The organism is Providencia sp. wls1922, from assembly GCF_009706505.1.
Lineage (GTDB): Bacteria > Pseudomonadota > Gammaproteobacteria > Enterobacterales > Enterobacteriaceae > Providencia > Providencia lanzhouensis.
In genome coordinates, this window is the sequence record NZ_WLUG01000099.1 from 57272 (window position 1) to 75076 (window position 17805).

At 38.2% G+C, this 17805-nt stretch carries 17 protein-coding genes and 1 riboswitch; of the genes, 12 read left to right on the forward strand and 5 right to left on the reverse strand.

What is annotated here, in order from left to right:
• Positions 1-284: 284 nt before the first annotated feature.
• A complete protein-coding gene (locus GKR71_RS13450; RefSeq protein ID WP_154634432.1) occupies positions 285-1178 on the reverse strand; it encodes a hypothetical protein in 894 nt (297 codons plus the stop codon).
• 804 nt (positions 1179-1982) lie between these two features.
• Positions 1983-2169: riboswitch (yybP-ykoY riboswitch) on the forward strand.
• Between the two features lie 7 nt (positions 2170-2176).
• Here GKR71_RS13450 and mntP point away from each other — a divergent pair.
• The 4 genes from mntP to GKR71_RS13470 all read left to right on the forward strand — a co-directional run bounded on the left by mntP (position 2177) and on the right by GKR71_RS13470 (position 6500).
• Positions 2177-2737, forward strand: coding sequence for a manganese efflux pump MntP (gene mntP / locus GKR71_RS13455; RefSeq protein ID WP_154634439.1), 561 nt, complete (start codon positions 2177-2179; stop codon positions 2735-2737).
• A 749-nt stretch (positions 2738-3486) separates the two neighbouring features.
• On the forward strand, positions 3487-4032 hold the full coding sequence (locus GKR71_RS13460) for a GNAT family N-acetyltransferase (RefSeq protein WP_036951614.1): 546 nt from the start codon (positions 3487-3489) through the stop codon (positions 4030-4032).
• A 58-nt stretch (positions 4033-4090) separates the two neighbouring features.
• Entirely contained in the window at positions 4091-4576 is a 486-nt protein-coding gene (locus GKR71_RS13465) for a GNAT family N-acetyltransferase (RefSeq protein WP_036951611.1), read from the forward strand.
• Between the two features lie 508 nt (positions 4577-5084).
• Positions 5085-6500: an NAD(P)/FAD-dependent oxidoreductase gene (locus GKR71_RS13470; RefSeq protein ID WP_154634433.1), complete on the forward strand. Its 1416-nt coding sequence runs from the start codon at positions 5085-5087 to the stop codon at positions 6498-6500.
• A gap of 156 nt (positions 6501-6656) precedes the next feature.
• Here GKR71_RS13470 and GKR71_RS13475 read toward each other — a convergent pair whose 3' ends face one another.
• Positions 6657-7154: a hypothetical protein gene (locus GKR71_RS13475; protein WP_154600309.1), complete on the reverse strand. Its 498-nt coding sequence runs from the start codon at positions 7152-7154 to the stop codon at positions 6657-6659.
• Between the two features lie 228 nt (positions 7155-7382).
• Here GKR71_RS13475 and GKR71_RS13480 point away from each other — a divergent pair, with 228 nt between their 5' ends.
• The 3 genes from GKR71_RS13480 (at position 7383) to GKR71_RS13490 (ending at position 9165) form a co-directional block, all read left to right on the forward strand.
• Complete coding sequence (locus tag GKR71_RS13480) at positions 7383-7670, forward strand: hypothetical protein (RefSeq protein ID WP_230083334.1); 288 nt, start codon at positions 7383-7385, stop codon at positions 7668-7670.
• Between the two features lie 189 nt (positions 7671-7859).
• Entirely contained in the window at positions 7860-8543 is a 684-nt protein-coding gene (gene can, locus GKR71_RS13485) for a carbonate dehydratase (RefSeq protein WP_036951600.1), read from the forward strand.
• Positions 8544-8736: 193 nt separating this feature from the next.
• Positions 8737-9165, forward strand: a complete 429-nt coding sequence (locus GKR71_RS13490; protein ID WP_036951599.1) for a TOBE domain-containing protein — start codon at positions 8737-8739, stop codon at positions 9163-9165.
• 130 nt (positions 9166-9295) lie between these two features.
• Here the strand turns inward: GKR71_RS13490 and GKR71_RS13495 are convergent, their stop codons facing one another.
• From GKR71_RS13495 to GKR71_RS13505, 3 genes are all read right to left on the reverse strand, one after another.
• On the reverse strand, positions 9296-10447 hold the full coding sequence (locus GKR71_RS13495) for a beta-ketoacyl-ACP synthase III (protein WP_036951597.1): 1152 nt from the start codon (positions 10445-10447) through the stop codon (positions 9296-9298).
• A 150-nt stretch (positions 10448-10597) separates the two neighbouring features.
• Entirely contained in the window at positions 10598-11191 is a 594-nt protein-coding gene (locus tag GKR71_RS13500) for a TetR/AcrR family transcriptional regulator (RefSeq protein ID WP_154634434.1), read from the reverse strand.
• Positions 11191-11745: a dihydrofolate reductase family protein gene (locus tag GKR71_RS13505; RefSeq protein WP_036951593.1), complete on the reverse strand. Its 555-nt coding sequence runs from the start codon at positions 11743-11745 to the stop codon at positions 11191-11193. The genes GKR71_RS13500 and GKR71_RS13505 overlap by 1 nt, the downstream gene beginning before the upstream one ends.
• A gap of 271 nt (positions 11746-12016) precedes the next feature.
• Between GKR71_RS13505 and GKR71_RS13510 the strand changes: the two genes are divergently transcribed.
• From GKR71_RS13510 to fdnI, 5 genes are all read left to right on the forward strand, one after another.
• Positions 12017-12283 carry a DUF2798 domain-containing protein gene (locus tag GKR71_RS13510; RefSeq protein ID WP_036951591.1) on the forward strand — a complete coding sequence of 89 codons (267 nt, stop codon included), beginning with the start codon at positions 12017-12019 and terminating at the stop codon, positions 12281-12283.
• A 62-nt stretch (positions 12284-12345) separates the two neighbouring features.
• Entirely contained in the window at positions 12346-12669 is a 324-nt protein-coding gene (locus tag GKR71_RS13515) for a YnfA family protein (protein ID WP_036951590.1), read from the forward strand.
• Between the two features lie 351 nt (positions 12670-13020).
• Positions 13021-16068 carry a formate dehydrogenase-N subunit alpha gene (fdnG, locus tag GKR71_RS13520; RefSeq protein WP_154634435.1) on the forward strand — a complete coding sequence of 1016 codons (3048 nt, stop codon included), beginning with the start codon at positions 13021-13023 and terminating at the stop codon, positions 16066-16068.
• Between the two features lie 11 nt (positions 16069-16079).
• Entirely contained in the window at positions 16080-16967 is an 888-nt protein-coding gene (fdxH, locus tag GKR71_RS13525; RefSeq protein WP_165906918.1) for a formate dehydrogenase subunit beta, read from the forward strand.
• Positions 16960-17616: a formate dehydrogenase-N subunit gamma gene (gene fdnI, locus GKR71_RS13530; protein ID WP_036951972.1), complete on the forward strand. Its 657-nt coding sequence runs from the start codon at positions 16960-16962 to the stop codon at positions 17614-17616. Before fdxH ends, fdnI begins: the two co-directional genes overlap by 8 nt.
• Positions 17617-17805 lie beyond the last annotated feature (189 nt).

Sequence of the window (17805 nt, forward strand, 5' to 3'; positions counted from 1 at the left end):
GATTTGAAATTAGCAAGCTACAAAATTACAGATAGGAACTATGTCAAGGTTACGGTAAGGTTTTAGTTTTAAGTGGTTATAGTGACCTATCGGAATGAATGCAACCAGTTGTATTTTGATCCCGTTGATTTACTGGAGTTAGGAATAATCAGTAGGTTATAGAAACTAAATTGTGGAAATCACAATATAGATTCCTACAGATGGGATTACCTCGTATCATTATAAATAAATTAACATCAAGAGTATAATGTTTGTTGATTTAAGTAATTTTGTTGCGTTAGAGCTTATCTAATCCCTAGTGTTAAGGCTATACCATGAGCATTATCGCTTGATAGATAGCCAACTCCAGCTCGTACTTTTACTTGACTATCATAAATATTAATAGGGGTTTCTAATGCTAACGAAGTGTTATTAATAAAGCCAAATGACAGCTCTCTATAGTCGTTTCCATAGAATCCACCAAGATCATTAGATAAGATTAGATTGAAATTTATGCTATTTAAGCTGATCAAGTCAGTCATAATGTATTCACCACCAATGGACCATGTCCCTGTATTACTATTAATGTTTAGTTTTTTTTCATTTCCGAAGCCATTAGCAAACATATACGATACATGCCCGTACATATTTATTTCATCATTATTGTCTAACTTATTTGTATTTTTTAGTCCGATTTTTGGCGTGATATGAAATGAATTCATATTCCAATCTAACAACCCCTCATCACGCAATGTATCTCTCATTAGCTGGCTACCATGGAATGAGGATTTATTACTCATATTTGCATAACCAAATTCAAGCTCGTTTTCTAGGCGAAGTCTTTCGTTTATTTGGTAGGTAACTTTTGGTGAAGCGGAGATACTCAAAATGTCCCAACGGGCGCGTAGATCACCAACAGAATCAATATTAATTAGTGAAGATTTTACTTTAAGATAATTACTTTTTAACTGTATAGAAAAGGAGTAATCATCTGTTACGTAAAGGTTTTTAAATTCATAGGGTAAAGAGTATTTCTCGTAGTTAAATCCATCAGAATTAAGTTTTGAGGCACTAATATCATCGGTTAATGAGAGAGCTAGTAGTTTTGCGTACCCAGCATTTAAGTTTTCATCACTGTAAGAACTGAATGTATAAATTGTATAAATCAAAAGTAATAGCTTTGAATATAGTGATTTCATTACATATTCCTATCGGTAAACAGTAAGTGATGATACTTTTATTAACCTTTTGTCGCGCTTTTTATGAAAATTTCAATACGTTATCTTGGTAAAATAATTGAAAGCAATAACAAGAAATACTAATGTTATATTATATTAACTTGCTACAAAACAAATAAAAGTCAATCCAAGTATTGTAATTATATCAAGATGAATAAACCAGAAATGAGAAAAGTAAAATCAATCAGGATTCTACATTAGGAGCGGTAATAAAAGCCCCTGGACAGATTCAAACAGCCAAAAGTAAAGCTATGGAGCTTATGACTATTCAGACCGAGAGAGGCTAATGTAGCCTGTACCCATTAAAGATTAGAGGCATTCGATATTAATGCGCTGGATCTTATGACCAACTAGAAAGGAGAAAAATCACGGCTACAGGTCGCTATAAATGGTTTAATGGTTATCAGCTAACAGGCACGCAGTTAGTCACTACTTAGTAAAACTTAGTATCTATAAGCTGATTTGAAATCGGGAAATCTAAAGAGGACATTTATCCCCTTTAAACTAACCCAATATTATTAGTCTAGCTCACAACTGGCTCCCTTTAAGATTACCAGCTCAAATAACTCGAAAATATTGTGATCACTAATTTTTAATCAATAATCGCTTTAGACATGATTGAATAGTGTTCTGCGTTTAATTATTGGACTTATTTAAAAGATAATAATTTGCATTCTCTTATGTCTGTAAAATAAAAATCATTATCATTATCAGTGTGTTGGATTAAAGTTTATGGTTGTTTTTCTTTTTATTTGTTGCTATCTTCCGTGCCGCAGAAATGGGGAGTAGCTTGCTCGGTAATTTATCTTTATTGCCGAGATTTCGTATCAACATACTTGAACGATATTTGTTCATGGTACGAATGCCTTAAGGGGTTAGCAAGACCATAAACATGTCATTCGTCTATATGTTGGGGGGCGGGTTATATGTCTATGGAATTCCCGACTGAGATTCATATTATGAGTTTTTATGCTCTATTTATCCTCGCATTTGCCTTATCAATGGATTCTTTTGCTGTAGCGGTATGCAAAGGATCTACACTTCACAGACCCTCTTATAAAGAAGCTTTAAGGACTGGTATTGTTTTTGGTGTAGTAGAGGCCTTAATGCCATTAACAGGTTGGATTATCGGTATTGGTGCAAGTCATTTTGTTATGCAATGGAATCATTGGATCGCCTTTGTATTGTTGTTTGTTTTAGGTGGTCATATGATTTATCAAAGCTTATTCGTGAAAGAAGATGGACCAAAAGAGAGAAAGAAACAGCATAGCTATTTGAATCTAATTATAACTTCAGTGGCAACCAGTATTGATGCTATGGCTGTTGGTTTAGGATTAGCTTTCCTTGACGTTGATATCATTCACGCAATTTTTATTATTGGTTTAACGACTATGATAATGGCCACAATAGGGGTAATGGCAGGGAGACATGTCAGCACTATATTAGGTAAAAAAACAGAACTAGTAGCTGGTGTGATACTAATCAGCATTGGGTTATTTATTTTACTAGAAAACATCTAATTGTAACTATCAAGCTACCTGCTACTCATGGGTAGCTTATATCATTTCGTTTTATATCTTCCTTATTAACGGAGTAAACTAAAATTCTTTAAGGGGTACTTTTTTCAGATGGATAGTATTTTTGTGTTGCTATAGTTCCGTTTGAAAAGGATGTAGTGAAAAAAATGGGTAGGATTATTTTCAGTTGGCATTTCATTATCTGCAATGGTTTTACTAATTGATGATATTTGTGCAATGATGATAATTTATTGAAACAAAATAAAACATGTATCAAAAGCAGTTTAGCAACAACCTTAGTTGTATAGAAATTTGTATAGAATTAAGATTGGATTTTAAATTATGATTTATAATCAATAAAATATCTTATTTGTATGGTTCTCTCCTCCTCCGCCATCTTCACTTCTAATCAAGTCTCTGAAATCTTTCAATTCCAAATAAATTCCAAAGTTTATCAAACACTCTAGCAAAATTTCATTCTACCGACGTTTACTGATACCGTTTTAAATCGCTACTATTTCGCTATGCAATACTGGCGGTTTATGGAACTAGCCAATAAAGCAATTAAGCGTGACAAGCCAAAAGATATTGTACATTCCCTATTAATTCAGCCCTCTACACTTAAATTAACACCAAATTATCTGGGAAATTCAAACCAATCCACTGAATTTTAGTTACAAGCAAATCTAATTAAGACATAGTTAAATCTAATTATATTCTGTGTAATGGTATCTCTAATTTGAGGCCTCAATATGATAATTAATTGCTATGATAAAAAACTAAGTGAAAATAGAATCGATGAGCTTGTTAACGTACTTTATAAGTGCGTCCTTGGCGGTGCAAGTGTTGGATATACTGATGCAGAAGCTCAAATTAATGAGATGAGAAACTATTGGATTGACGTCAATCATTCGTTATCAACGAATAGTTTTAAGCTGATCTCAGCAGAGCTAGACAATCAAATCGTTGGGGTTGTTGGTCTTGAATTATGCGCAAAACCAAATGGTAAACACCGAGGAGAAATTTGTAAGTTATTGGTGTTACCTGAATATAGGCGTAAAGGACTTGCAAGAAAATTGATGCAAGAGGCTGAGCAAGTTGCATGGAACTTAGGATTGAGGCTTTTAACATTGGATACCAATACTAAAGGGATAACGGTTAGCTTATATAATTCCCTTGGATGGCAGATAAGTGGTGAAATTCCTGATTTCGCTCAATCGGTTGGTGGTATTCTTGAATCCACGACGATTATGTTTAAGCGCAAGCCCGAAAATGGAATTAAAATACACCATCCCTAGTGGTGTAGGGTAATGTCTTGTTTTTAAAGGATATTGAAGGTGTGACTATCTGATTTATATGAAAATTCAAATAAAGCCTTATCAATCTCAGAATGCAGAAAAACTGCATGAAATATTTTATACCTCAGTTCATCGTATTGCAGCTGCATATTATACAGAAGAACAGCTTGAAGCTTGGGCGCCTGATTTATATGAGCGTGAGCATTGGCAAAGCAAAATGGACATATTAAAGCCGTTTATTGCATATATTGATGAAGAGATTGTTGGATATGCAGATCTTCAAGATGACGGGTATATTGACCATTTTTTTGTTATGAAGCCTCGCTGCGGAATTGGTGCCGCACTTATGAATAAACTTGTTGAAGTGGCTAATACGAAAAGCATCAACAAGCTATGGTCATATGTCAGCTTATCAGCTGAAGAATTTTTTAAAAATCATCAATTTGAAATAGTTGAACGTCGAGAAGTTATTGTGAAGGGAGTGCTACTTCATAACGCAATGATGGTTCGATTGGCATTAGAGTTAAATGATTTGAAGTATTGATAGATGTTTTGATGAGAAAAGTCGCTTTTAACGTTTTTGTATCGTAGTCATCATTTACGAAGTTCAACTTCTATTCTGCAATACCAATATATAGCGCCCATACGCCACTCATAAAATCTGTTTTTCTTACCAAAATAGTGAGTTATTTAGCTGTAATCAAATAATGTTAGCCTTTAAGTGAGATTATTTTATAACTATAAGCATTAGTTGCTAATGAATAATAATCTAAAAATGATGGATTATTATGTGTTTTCCTTTAAAATCAAAGGGCTATTATTTTCGCCGAAAAAACACCATTAAATCAATTATTTTCAATGGAATAATGAGGTTTTTGAAAATTAACAAATGAAGTTTTTATTTATTTTTAACTGAGTAATTAGACAAAAAAGTGGGATTACACATAAAATAAACATGATTTACTAATAGTTTACGAATGATTAACAAATAATATAAAATGGTGAAATTGTTAGGTAAGTAATATTGATCGTGTATAAGGAATTGTGTCGAAATGGCAATAACCAGAAGAAAATTTATTATTGGTGGTTCTGTAGTCGCTGTCGCAGCGGGAGCCGGTATTTTAACTCCGATGTTGACTCGTGAAGGGCGATTTGTTCCGGGTAAACCACGTGTTGGTTTTGTTGAAGGAACGCCTGGCGCATTGCCACAGCAATCTGATGTTGTTGTTATTGGGGCTGGTATCTTAGGTGTTATGACGGCGATTAACCTTGCTGAGCGTGGGTTATCAGTCGTGATTGTAGAAAAAGGGAACATTGCGGGAGAGCAATCATCTCGATTCTATGGTCAGGCAATTACATACAAAATGACCGATGAAACCTTCTTATTACACCATTTAGGCAAACATCGCTGGCGTGATATGAATGCGAAGGTGGGTGTTGATACCACTTACCGTACTCAAGGCCGTGTAGAAGTTCCTTTGGATGAAGAAGATCTGGTTCACGTTCGCCAGTGGATGGATGAGCGCCATAAAAACGTTGGTTCTGATATTCCATTCAAAACACGCATGATCGAAGGAAGCGAGTTAAATCAGCGTCTTCGTGGTGCTAAATCTGATTGGAAAATTGCAGGTTTCGAAGAAGATTCTGGTAGTTTCGATGCGGAAGTTACTGCATTCGTTATGGCAGAATACGCGAAGAAAATTGGTATTAAAATCTATACCAACTGTGCAGCGCGTGGCTTAGAAACTCAAGCGGGTGTGATCTCTGATGTTGTGACTGAAAAAGGCGCAATCAAAACTTCTCAAGTTGTTGTTGTGGGTGGTGTTTGGTCTCGTCTGTTCATGCAAAACCTGGGTGTAGATGTTCCAACATTACCAGCTTATCAATCACAACAATTGATTAGCGCGGCACCAAATGCACCGGGTGGAAACGTTGCTCTGCCAGGCAATATTTACTTCCGTGAACAAGCCGATGGAACCTATGCAACTTCTCCACGCGTGATAGTGGCACCTGTTGTTAAAGAATCCTTCACTTATGGCTATAAATATCTGCCATTGTTAGCATTGCCAGACTTCCCTGTTCATATTTCATTAAACGAACAGCTGATTAACTCGTTTACCCAAGAGACCAGCTGGAAATTAGATGAAGTTTCTCCATTTGAGAAAAACCGTGATATGACGGCATTACCAGACTTACCAGAACTGAATTCATCTCTAGAAAAACTGAAAACTGAGTTCCCTGCATTTAAAGACTCTAAATTAATTGACCAGTGGAGCGGAGCGATGGCTATCGCACCAGATGAAAACCCAATTATTTCTGAAGTCAAGGAATATCCAGGTCTGGTTATTAACACAGCAACTGGCTGGGGTATGACTGAAAGCCCAGTTTCCTCTGAAATGACCGCAGATATTCTGTTAGGTAAAGAGCCAATCATTAACCCGAAAGCATTTAGCCTGTATCGTTTCTAAGTACAGTTTGTTATTGACATTAATGTTGATATAAAAATACTAACGCCCTCATATTGAGGGCTTTTTTGTATCGACAGAAAGTTAAGATTAAATCAAAACAATGCAGCCGTTCTTTTTTAATTTTTCAACGATATTAGGTTTGACTGGAAAGTAACCTTACTCTAAATCGCCAAAATGCTGGGTAAACTGTGTTTCGTACTGACCTATAAATTGCTCTAGTTTTGCTGGAGTATCTCTAATGTTGGTTTCTGTAATACCTGCTTTTGCCATTGCCGCTTTTAATTTTGCTTCCGTTCCTTCATTAATGTCGATGTTAGCAATAACCAAGAAAATGGTTTTTAAATCATCACAGCCGCTTTTTGTTTCACATACCTTCGCGATTTTCTGCTCATTAGACATATAGATAGAATAGCTAAAGGCATCTTTGGTGCACACTACATCATTTCTCTCTTCTGAGGTCATATCTTTAGTTATGGCACTGAAAACGCTATTAGTGACCTCTGTGTAGTTTGCAAAAGAGGTGCTATTTTTAGGGGTTGGCAAACCGCTTTTCGTTAAACTTTGATTAGTCACAGGTAAACAGGCCGAATTGGCCATAGCGCCAGAAACAACCGTACCGCTTAAAATGATCGATAAAAGTAATTTTTTAAACATAACAAACCTTTCGTTTTTGAAATGATAAAGTAACGTATAATTTAAGTTTAATTGAGGATATAGGATTAACGGTATTTTTTAGGTTTTATTTAGACTTTGTAATTGATATCTAATTATTTTACGGAGTTAAGATTTTTAGGTGTTTATAAAGGTTGTTTAAGCATGCGATTGGCATGATATTTTTATGAAAAAAACGAAACTATGTTAGCAAAATACATATTAGGCACCATGAAAAAGCAGGCCGCATGTGAAGTTATTTTTGATCAGCGCCAGCAAGATGCTCAGTCGGAAGTTATGCAAATTATCCGGCAGTGGCGATTTCATGATGGGGTTATTCTTCAATGCTCTGAAGAAATCGAATTATCTATTCCCGATAATGATAGCCAATGTCCTGAGTGTTGGATTATTTGGCAAGTTATTGATTCTGCGGGGTGTTCTGTTTTACCTCAAAGAAAAGAGTTTTTTAACGCATGCCAGCAAGCATTTTGGCTAAAAATGCAAATAGCAGAAGAATAAAGCGAAAGATAAGCAAATTAATGACGAATTTAATGTAGAGGCTATCATTGGTTATGAGGTGTTTTTTTGCATATTAACCGATTGAGAGTAATCTTCTGGTAAATTTAGGTATATTAATTAAATTGACTACGTTTTGATAAACACGTTTGAAATATCATATATAGCAAGATTTGTAAGTGAGCGTGCCACATGGCGATGGATAAAATTAAAGAATTATTTGTGAATAACAGGGAATGGGCAACGTCGATTAAAGAACAAGACCCTAGCTTTTTTCGACAATTATCAAAAGACCAACAACCTAAATTTTTATGGATTGGTTGCTCCGATAGCCGAGTACCTTCTGAAAAATTAATTAAAGTTGGCCCTGGCGATCTATTTGTTCATCGAAATATAGCGAATCTGGTGGTTCACACGGATCTCAACTGTTTATCTGCTATTCAATATGCTATTGATGTGCTCAAAGTGGAACATATTATTGTCTGTGGGCATTATGGCTGTGGTGGTGTTGAGGCTGCGATTAACAATAAGGAATTAGGTTTAATTGATAATTGGCTGCTGCATATTCGAGATATTTGGTTTAAACATAGCCGCATGTTAGGTGAGCTTAAACCAACAGAACGTATTAATCGTTTATGTGAATTGAACGTGATTGAGCAAGTTTATAATCTGGGCCACTCCACCGTATTACAATCTGCTTGGAAAAGAGGGCAGGATATTATGGTTCACGGTTGGATCTACGGTATTAATGATGGTTATTTGGTGGATCTTGATATTACGGCAGATAGCCGAGCAAAACTGGAGCTTTGTTATCGTGAAGCGATAGCGGCTTTAACCACAAAAGCGCCGTTTACAACAGGTTGCTCTGCAAATTAATAAAGTAAAGATGCGTTACAGCTAAATTGAGAACTAAATTTTTTCAGTAAAATAATAGAGTTATCGAATGAAGCCTTAGTTGTGATTCATTGCTCATTTGTGAAAATGAGAAGATTGAGTCGTTTGTAAACAATATTTAAAAAGCTTACTATCGTTTCAATATTCACTCGTCTTCCATTAAATGAGGTTTTCTATGTCAATTTCAGCACGTAATCAGCTTACAGGAACGGTCGAATCAGTTGTGGCTGGTGCCGTTAATGATGAAGTGGTTTTAAGCTTAGGTAATGGTGAAACAATTTCTGCGGTGATCACGAAAAATAGCACTCAGTTGTTAGGCTTGGCAAAAGGTAAGCAGGCTGTTGCGATTATTAAGGCGCCATGGGTTGTCTTAGTTTCGGATGAGCACGAGTATCTTTTTTCGGCTCGTAACCAGTTCAGTGGACGTATTGATGGGATTGAAACAGGTAGTGTGAATGCTGTTGTTCATTTGACAACGAATGCCGGAACGAAATTATCTGCCGTTGTGACAAATAATAGCATTGAAGAGATGAAATTAGAGGCAGGCAGTAAAGTTACCGCTATTGTCAAAGCATCTAGTGTAATTTTAGCGACGAAAAAATAAGTTAGACCGCTCAATATTACCAAGGTCGTAGTTTTTCTACGACCTATCTATCAGAAGTTAGTTTTTTGCATTTATTCTTAATTGTCCATTTGAACAGGTAGTTAGCATATCTTTTTTTAATAACAGTGAATTAAACAACGGTTAGATGCATAAATCCACCAGAGAAACGACCACTTTCAGGAACAAAGCATAAGAGTTTTTCGCCTTTATTTAAACGCCCTGAATGTAATAATTCATGGATCATGATGTAGATTGAGGCAGAGCCAGTATTTCCTCGCTCTGAGAGATTGGTAAACCAACGCTCTTGAGGGATCGCAAAGTTGAGGTCAGTCAAGCATTCAGATACCGGTTGACGAAAATATTCGGATGAAATGTGGGGAAGGAACCAGTCTATATTATTTGCTGAAATTCCATATTTTTCGATGACTTTTTGTAGTGGTTTTTTTAGCGCTAAGGCGATGATATTTTCATTAAGTAAACGTACATCTTGTTTAATGGAAAAAATTGACCGTGTAATCCATTCTTCTTGTTTCAACTGCTTCCAACTAATTAATTTTCCGTCACTGTCTTTTTCTGCCCCAGCATACATACATGCAGGAATTTCATTCGCGTACGATGAGATATCAATCCAATCAATGCGTAATGATAAGCTATGTGGATTAGGTTGATTTTTCAGCAAGAATGCACCGGCGCCATCGGAAAGCATCCAACGTAGAAAGTCTTTTTCAAAAGCAATTTCTGGGCGCTGTACTAATTGTTCGACCAATGCCTCATTTTCAGCTTGGAAATTACGTGCATGTAAAACGGGAGAGACAACTTCTGATGCGGCTGAAACTGCATTGGTAGTTGTTCCAGAACTGACGGACAAATAAGCATATTTCAACGAAGTTAAGCCTGCTAAGCAAATGCCGGATGTTGAAACAACTTCACAGGGTTTATTTCCAAGTTCCCCATGAACCATGACGCCGTGACCTGGCATTAGTTGATCGGGCAGCGTCGTGCCTGTGGCTAGGCATTCAATATCATTGAGGGAAAAATCACTATCAACTAATCCATGAATGGATTTTGCAGTAACTTGTGCATTGTTAAAATTAGCCACTCCAGAGGAAGGGTTGAGGACATAATGGCGTTTTTTGATTCCATTACTTTTCAGCACAATTCGAAGGGAACGGGATGCCTTTTCACCAATATAACCTAAAACATGTTCTATATTTTTATTATCAACGGCTTCACCGGGGAGGAATATAGACGTTTTTGTAATATATGTATTAATTTTGCTCATATTTTCTCTATTTAATTAAATTAAATATTCTAAATGTTTATGTGAGCAAAGAAATATACCTGAAAACGTTAATTGAAATGGGAATAAATTATTTAACTAACTAATAAATAATATTATTCAAAACCGTTGTTTAGTATCTTAGCTATGTTATTAAATATAGTCATTATTTAAATTATATAATAAAGCATCAATACTTTGGTGGTAATAATTTATATCGCTGACGTAATTATCCATATTGTTCCTATTTGATACAGCGAGTGCAGCGCCATGAGTAAAATCAATTAAAATATGTATCCAGAGCGTGGCTTGCTCTAAAGAGTATTTTAATTCTATCGCAAGCTCGATTAGAGTATTGGTTATCCGCTGTGCCTCTTCAGGAAACGCATTTGGGTGATTAAATATTGATAACGTTAATTCAGGGTAACGAACAATACATTCTCGGTATTCAGTTAAGAGGTGCTTGATTTGTTCGATGGGTGTTCTCGATAAACAAGGCATTACCTTAGCGTAAACATGGTTAGCAATCGATTTGACTAAACACTCTTTGTCTTCAAAATAGTAATAAATTGTCATGGGGTTAATGCCCATTTCTTTAGCGAGCGCTCGCATACTGAGTGCTGAGAATCCATGGGAATCAATAAATATTATTGCTGCACTGACAATTGCCTCCGCTGATATTTTTGGTTGTTTCTTATTTGGGCGTCCTACCGTTCGTGTTATTGCTACCAATGCTTTATCCATCATTATTCGCCTTCATCCGAGGATTGTTTTATTTCATAGTGGGATTGGATAAATCCAGAATTAAAGGTTTTAGTTTGTGTATGGTATAAGTGAATATCGTTAGGAATTTTACCAAACAATGGGCGACCAGAACCTAATAAAATGGGGATTCGAGTGATGATAAGATCATGAATCAAGCCTTCAGAAATAAAAGATTGAACTACTTTCCCGCCATCAATATAGGCATGATGATATCCCTCTACTTTTAGCATCTGCATGACTTCTTTAGGGGATAGGTCAATGAAGCGTACTTTTCCTATTAATTCTTCAGGGATAGTTTCTTGAGCGAGTACTTTTGATAGCACAATGACCGGACGATTATAAAACCAAGGTTGAACATGTTTTATTGTCTCATAGGTACCTCTACCCATAATAATCACATCAATATTGGCAATAAATGCATCATAACCGTGATCTTCACCGGTTGAATCTAATTGAAGTAACCAGCTGATATCGCCGTTTTCACGGGCTATAAAGCCATCAATGCTGGTTGCAATAAATACATGTCCAGTCGTCATCACTGTATTCTCGCTCTAATTTATTATACGGCGTATAATAAATGGATAGGTAGAATTTGCAATAGTGAAGTGCTTAATTCCTTATCAGGATAATCTGCATAAAATGGATTAGGGCAGGTGTAAAAAGGTATATTGACAAAGTATATCTAAAGATTAGAATGATTCTCAATTGGTCTCTAAGACTCGTAAGCGTTTACGTTAATCAACGCATATAACTTTGTTGTACCAACAGTTATATGCTGTTGTGTATCCGCTGATTAATGGAGACTGTATGTCATATCAAGACCGTAATTATGTATTAGGTATACCTAAACTTCCTATGAGAGCCCTATTTTTTCTGGTGCCTTTCTTTTTATCTTTGGTGATGAGCGGTATTGTTTCACTAATAAGTACTCTTCGTGCGCTAGGATTCACCTCCGAAATTTATGAGCCTTGGATTAGTTCATGGGCTATTTCATGGATGATTGCATTCCCAACAGTATTATTTGTTTTGCCTATTGCAAGACGTGTATCTCTGCTATTTGTTAAGCAAGCTTAAACAATATGCCACCTATTATTAGGTGGCATAAATAGTGATTTTATTGAGAAGAAAATATTTTTATGTCATTAAAAATTATTGGATTATTTTTTTTAACTGCGATAGCAGAAATTTTAGGTTGCTACTTCCCTTATTTATGGATGAAAAAACAGGGAAGTATTTGGCTGTTAGTACCCACCGTACTCAGTTTAATGCTGTTTGTTTGGTTGTTAACGTTACACCCTGAAGCCAGCGGACGTATTTATGCAACCTATGGAGGCATTTATATTGTGACGGCATTGATCTGGCTAAAAGTCGTTGATGGTGTTTCCCTTGCCGCTACAGATTGGATTGGTGCGCTGGTGGTTTTACTTGGTGCAGGTATTATTATTAGCGGTTGGAAATAATAATTATCCATATATTAAGTTAATTTTAAATATCTAGCTTAATATATGGATTGGTTATCTATTTTAATGTAGGTATAAACCACAATATAGAAAACATTTTCTAATCTAATTAAAATTCATTTGCATTATCTTTATTTAACTTAATTTGTTACTTAATTCAAATGATTTATCTAATTGATCTAAATCAATTTAACAATAATTACCCATTAAGTGGTATTTTTAATGGCTAATTAACTACCTAAATGACATTAATTAACCTTTATTTTCACTTTCATTGATTTTAGGCAATATCTAATTACAAGTGACTGATATTCTCTCCCGCGAATATACAAAAATAAAAAGAGGTTAATAATGAACGTCAGTCGCAGAAAGTTTTTTAAAATCTGCGCCGGCGGGATGGCAGGTACAACTGTAGCTGCGTTAGGTTTTATGCCAGGAATGGCAATGGCTAATGTACGTGAAAATAAATTATTGCGTTCGAAAGAAACGCGTAATACTTGTACCTATTGTTCCGTGGGTTGTGGATTGCTGATTTATAGTATGGGTGATGGGGCAATGAATGCTCGCTCTGCCATCTTCCACGTCGAGGGTGATGCCGATCATCCAGTGAATCGCGGTGCTCTGTGTCCGAAAGGGGCGGGGTTACTGGATTACATTCGTAGTGACAGTCGTTTACGTTATCCTGAATATCGCGCACCAGGCTCGAATAAATGGGAACGCATTAGCTGGGACGATGCTTTTACGCGCATTGCCCGCTTAATGAAAGATGACCGTGATGCCAACTTTATTGAAAAAAATGAACAAGGTGCCACTGTCAATCGTTGGTTATCAACAGGGATGCTTTGCGCCTCTGCGGCTAGCAATGAAACGGGGATGTTAACCCAAAAATTCGCACGATCGCTCGGTATGTTAGCGGTCGACAACCAAGCGCGTGTCTGACACGGACCAACGGTAGCAAGTCTTGCTCCAACATTTGGTCGCGGTGCGATGACCAACCACTGGGTTGATATTAAAAACGCCAATGTGATTGTGGTGATGGGCGGTAACGCCGCTGAAGCTCACCCTGTCGGATTCCGTTGGGCGATTGAAGCGAAAAACAATAATGATGCAACCTTGATTGTGGTAGACCCGCGCTTCACGCGTACCGCATCGGTGGCCGATCATTACGTGCCAATTCGTTCAGGAACGGATATTACCTTCCTTTCTGGTGTTCTACTTTATCTTATTGAAAATAATAAAATAAATGCAGAATACGTTCAGAACTATACCAACGCATCTTTGATTGTTAGAGATGATTTTGATTTTAACGATGGCTTATTCAGTGGCTATGACGCTGAAAAAGGTCGTTATGACAAAACCAGTTGGAACTATAAGTTTGATGAAAATGGTCATGCATTACGTGATGACACGTTACAAGATCCGCGTTGTGTTTGGAATCTGCTAAGAAAACACGTTTCCCGCTATACCCCTGAAATGGTTGAACGGATCTGTGGTACATCACAAGCAGACTTCTTAAAAGTGTGTGAAATTCTGGCAACCACGAGCGCCGCAGATAAAGCGGGGACATTCCTGTACGCATTAGGTTGGACTCAGCATACAGTGGGCGCGCAAAACATCCGTACCATGGCGATGATCCAGCTGCTTTTAGGCAACATGGGGATTTGTGGTGGTGGGGTGAATGCGCTACGTGGACACTCAAACATTCAAGGCTTAACAGATTTAGGTCTGCTATCGACGAGCCTTCCGGGCTATTTAACGCTGCCATCAGAAAAACAGTTAGATGTTGATAGCTATTTAGCCGCGAATACGCCAAAAGCCACATTACCCAATCAGGTTAACTACTGGAGCAACTATCCGAAATTCTTCGTCAGCTTGATGAAATCATTCTACGGTGATGCGGCTCAACCAGAGAACCAATGGGGCTTTGATTGGTTACCTAAATGGGATCAAGCTTATGATGTTATGAAGTATTTTGACATGATGAGCAAAGATAAAGTCAACGGCTACATCTGCCAAGGCTTTAACCCAGTTGCCTCGTTCCCAGATAAAAACAAAGTGGTTAGCTGCTTAAGTAAGCTGAAATATTTAATCGTGGTTGACCCATTAACCACCGAAACAGCGAACTTCTGGCAGAACCACGGCGAAATGAACGACGTTGATCCTGCTTCCATTCAAACGGAAGTTTTCCGTCTGCCTTCAACCTGCTTTGCGGAAGAAGATGGCTCCATTGCTAACTCCGGTCGCTGGTTACAGTGGCACTGGAAAGCGGCGGACGCACCGGGTGAAGCGCGTAACGATGGTCAGATCTTAACGGGTATTTTGCACAAAATCCGTGAGATGTATGAACAAGAAGGTGGTAAAGGTCGCGAACCATTGCTGCAAATGCGTTGGGATTATAAACGTCAATTCCATCCTGAATCGGAAGAAGTGGCGAAAGAGAACAACGGGGTTGCACTGGTCGACTTATATGATGCTGATGGCAACTTACAAGCGAAAAAAGGCGAGCTTCTGAATTCATTCGCTCTGCTACGCGCGGATGGTTCAACGGCATCTTCTTGCTGGATCTACACGGGTAGTTGGACCGAAAAAGGCAATCAGATGGCGAATCGCGATAACAGCGACCCATCCGGCATTGGTAATACATTGGGTTGGGCATGGGCATGGCCATTAAACCGCCGCGTTATCTATAACCGTGCCTCTTGTGATACCAAAGGTAAGCCATGGAATAAAGATCTGGTTCTGATTGAGTGGAACGGTAAGAAGTGGGTCGGAAACGATGTTCCTGACTTTAACGCATCGGCACCAGAAGTCGGTACTGGGCCATTTATTATGCAGCCAGAAGGTTTAGGTCGTCTGTTTGCGATTGATAAGATGGCAGAAGGTCCATTCCCTGAGCACTACGAGCCATTTGAAACGCCATTGGGAACTAACCCATTGCATCCAAATGTGGTCTCTAACCCTGCTGCGCGAATTTTTGAAGATGACAAGAAACGTCTTGGAGATCATAAGGAATTCCCGTATGTCGGAACCACTTATCGCTTAACGGAGCATTTCCATACTTGGACCAAGCATGCGCGCTTAAACGCCATTGCTCAGCCAGAGCAGTTTGTGGAAATCAGTGAAACCTTAGCCAAAGCCAAAGGTATCGTTTTGGGTGATAAGGTTAAAGTCAGCAGTAAACGCGGCTTTATTAAAGCGATTGCCGTGGTAACACCACGTCTGCAAACCCTGATGGTTGACGGTAAACCGATTGAAACAGTGGGTCTACCTATTCACTGGGGCTTTGAGGGTGAAACGCAAAAAGGCTTTATTACCAACACGTTAACGCCATCTGTGGGGGACGCTAACTCTCAGACTCCTGAGTATAAAGCGTTTTTAGTTAACATTGAGAAGGCGTAAGGGAGGGAACTATGTCCATGCAATCTCAAGACATTATTAAACGTTCCGCGACCAATAGCATTACGCCTCCACCACAGGCGCGTGACGATAAATTTGAAGTCTGCAAACTGATTGACGTGTCATCCTGTATCGGCTGTAAAGCCTGTCAGGTGGCATGTTCAGAATGGAATGATATCCGTGATGAGGTAGGACACTGCGTTGGGGTTTACGATAACCCAACCGATTTAAGTGCCAAATCTTGGACGGTGATGCGTTTTAGCGAAGTCAGTGAGCAAGGCAAATTGGAATGGCTTATCCGTAAGGATGGCTGTATGCACTGTACCGATCCAGGTTGCTTGAAGTCATGCCCATCTGCGGGTGCGATTATTCAATATGCTAACGGTATTGTGGATTTCCAATCGGAACACTGTATTGGTTGTGGTTACTGTATCGCGGGTTGCCCGTTCAACATTCCTCGATTAAATCCAAAAGATAATCGTGTGTACAAATGTACATTATGTGTTGACCGTGTTGCCGTGGGGCAAGAACCGGCTTGCGTGAAAACTTGCCCGACAGGTGCTATTCGTTTTGGTACTAAAAACGAAATGCTGGAATACGGCGCGGAGCGTGTTGAAAAACTGCAAAAACGGGGTTATGCCCAAGCTGGCATTTATGATCCTGAAGGTGTTGGGGGAACTCATGTGGTGTACGTGCTACATCATGCGGATAAACCTGAGCTTTATCATGGATTACCAAAAGACCCACAGATTGATACACCAATTAATCTATGGCAAAGCATCCTGAAACCATTATCGGTAGCGGGCTTTATCGCCACATTTGCAGGGCTGATTTTCCACTATGTGGGTATTGGTCCAAATAAAGAAGTGGATGATGAAGAGGAGAAAGATGACCATGAGTAAAAAGAGCAAAATGATCGTTCGGACTAAATTTATTGACCGAGCGTGCCACTGGACAGTGGTTATCAGCTTCTTCTTAGTCGCATTGTCGGGTATTGCACTGTTTTTCCCAACCTTGAAGTGGCTGACTGAAACTTTCGGTACGCCACAGATGGGACGAATTTTGCATCCTTTCTTCGGTGTGCTTATTTTCGTCGTGCTGATGTTTATGTTTGTGCGCTTTGTAAAACACAATATCCCAGATAGAAAAGATATTCCTTGGCTACTGAATATTGTGCAAGTTCTCAAAGGTAACGAACATAAAGTGGCTGATGTGGGCAAATACAACGCCGGTCAAAAAATGATGTTCTGGAGTATCATGAGTATGATTTTTGTGCTTTTGGTTACCGGAATTATCATGTGGCGACCTTATTTCGCGCATTTATTCCCAATCTGGATGGTGCGTTGGAGTATTTTGATTCATGCATTAGCGGCAATTATTCTGATCCATGCAATTTTAATCCACATGTATATGGCATTTTGGGTTAAAGGATCTATCAACGGCATGATTGAAGGTAAAGTTAGCCGTCGCTGGGCGAAGAAACATCACCCACGTTGGTATCGCGATGTTGAAGCGAAAGAAGCCAAAGCGGAAGCTGAAAAAAGCCAGTAATTTCGCTGTCAATTAAGTAATATAAGCCACTGTTGTTGACGTTACCGAGAAGGTTACACAATGACAGTGGCTTTTTTATGTTTAAAGAATGTCTTATTTGAGGTTGATTGTATTGAGTCATTTAGGAGGGGAAATGGTTGAGCTGGTAAGAATTTCTGCAAATGATAAACACGATAATGAATTAATTAA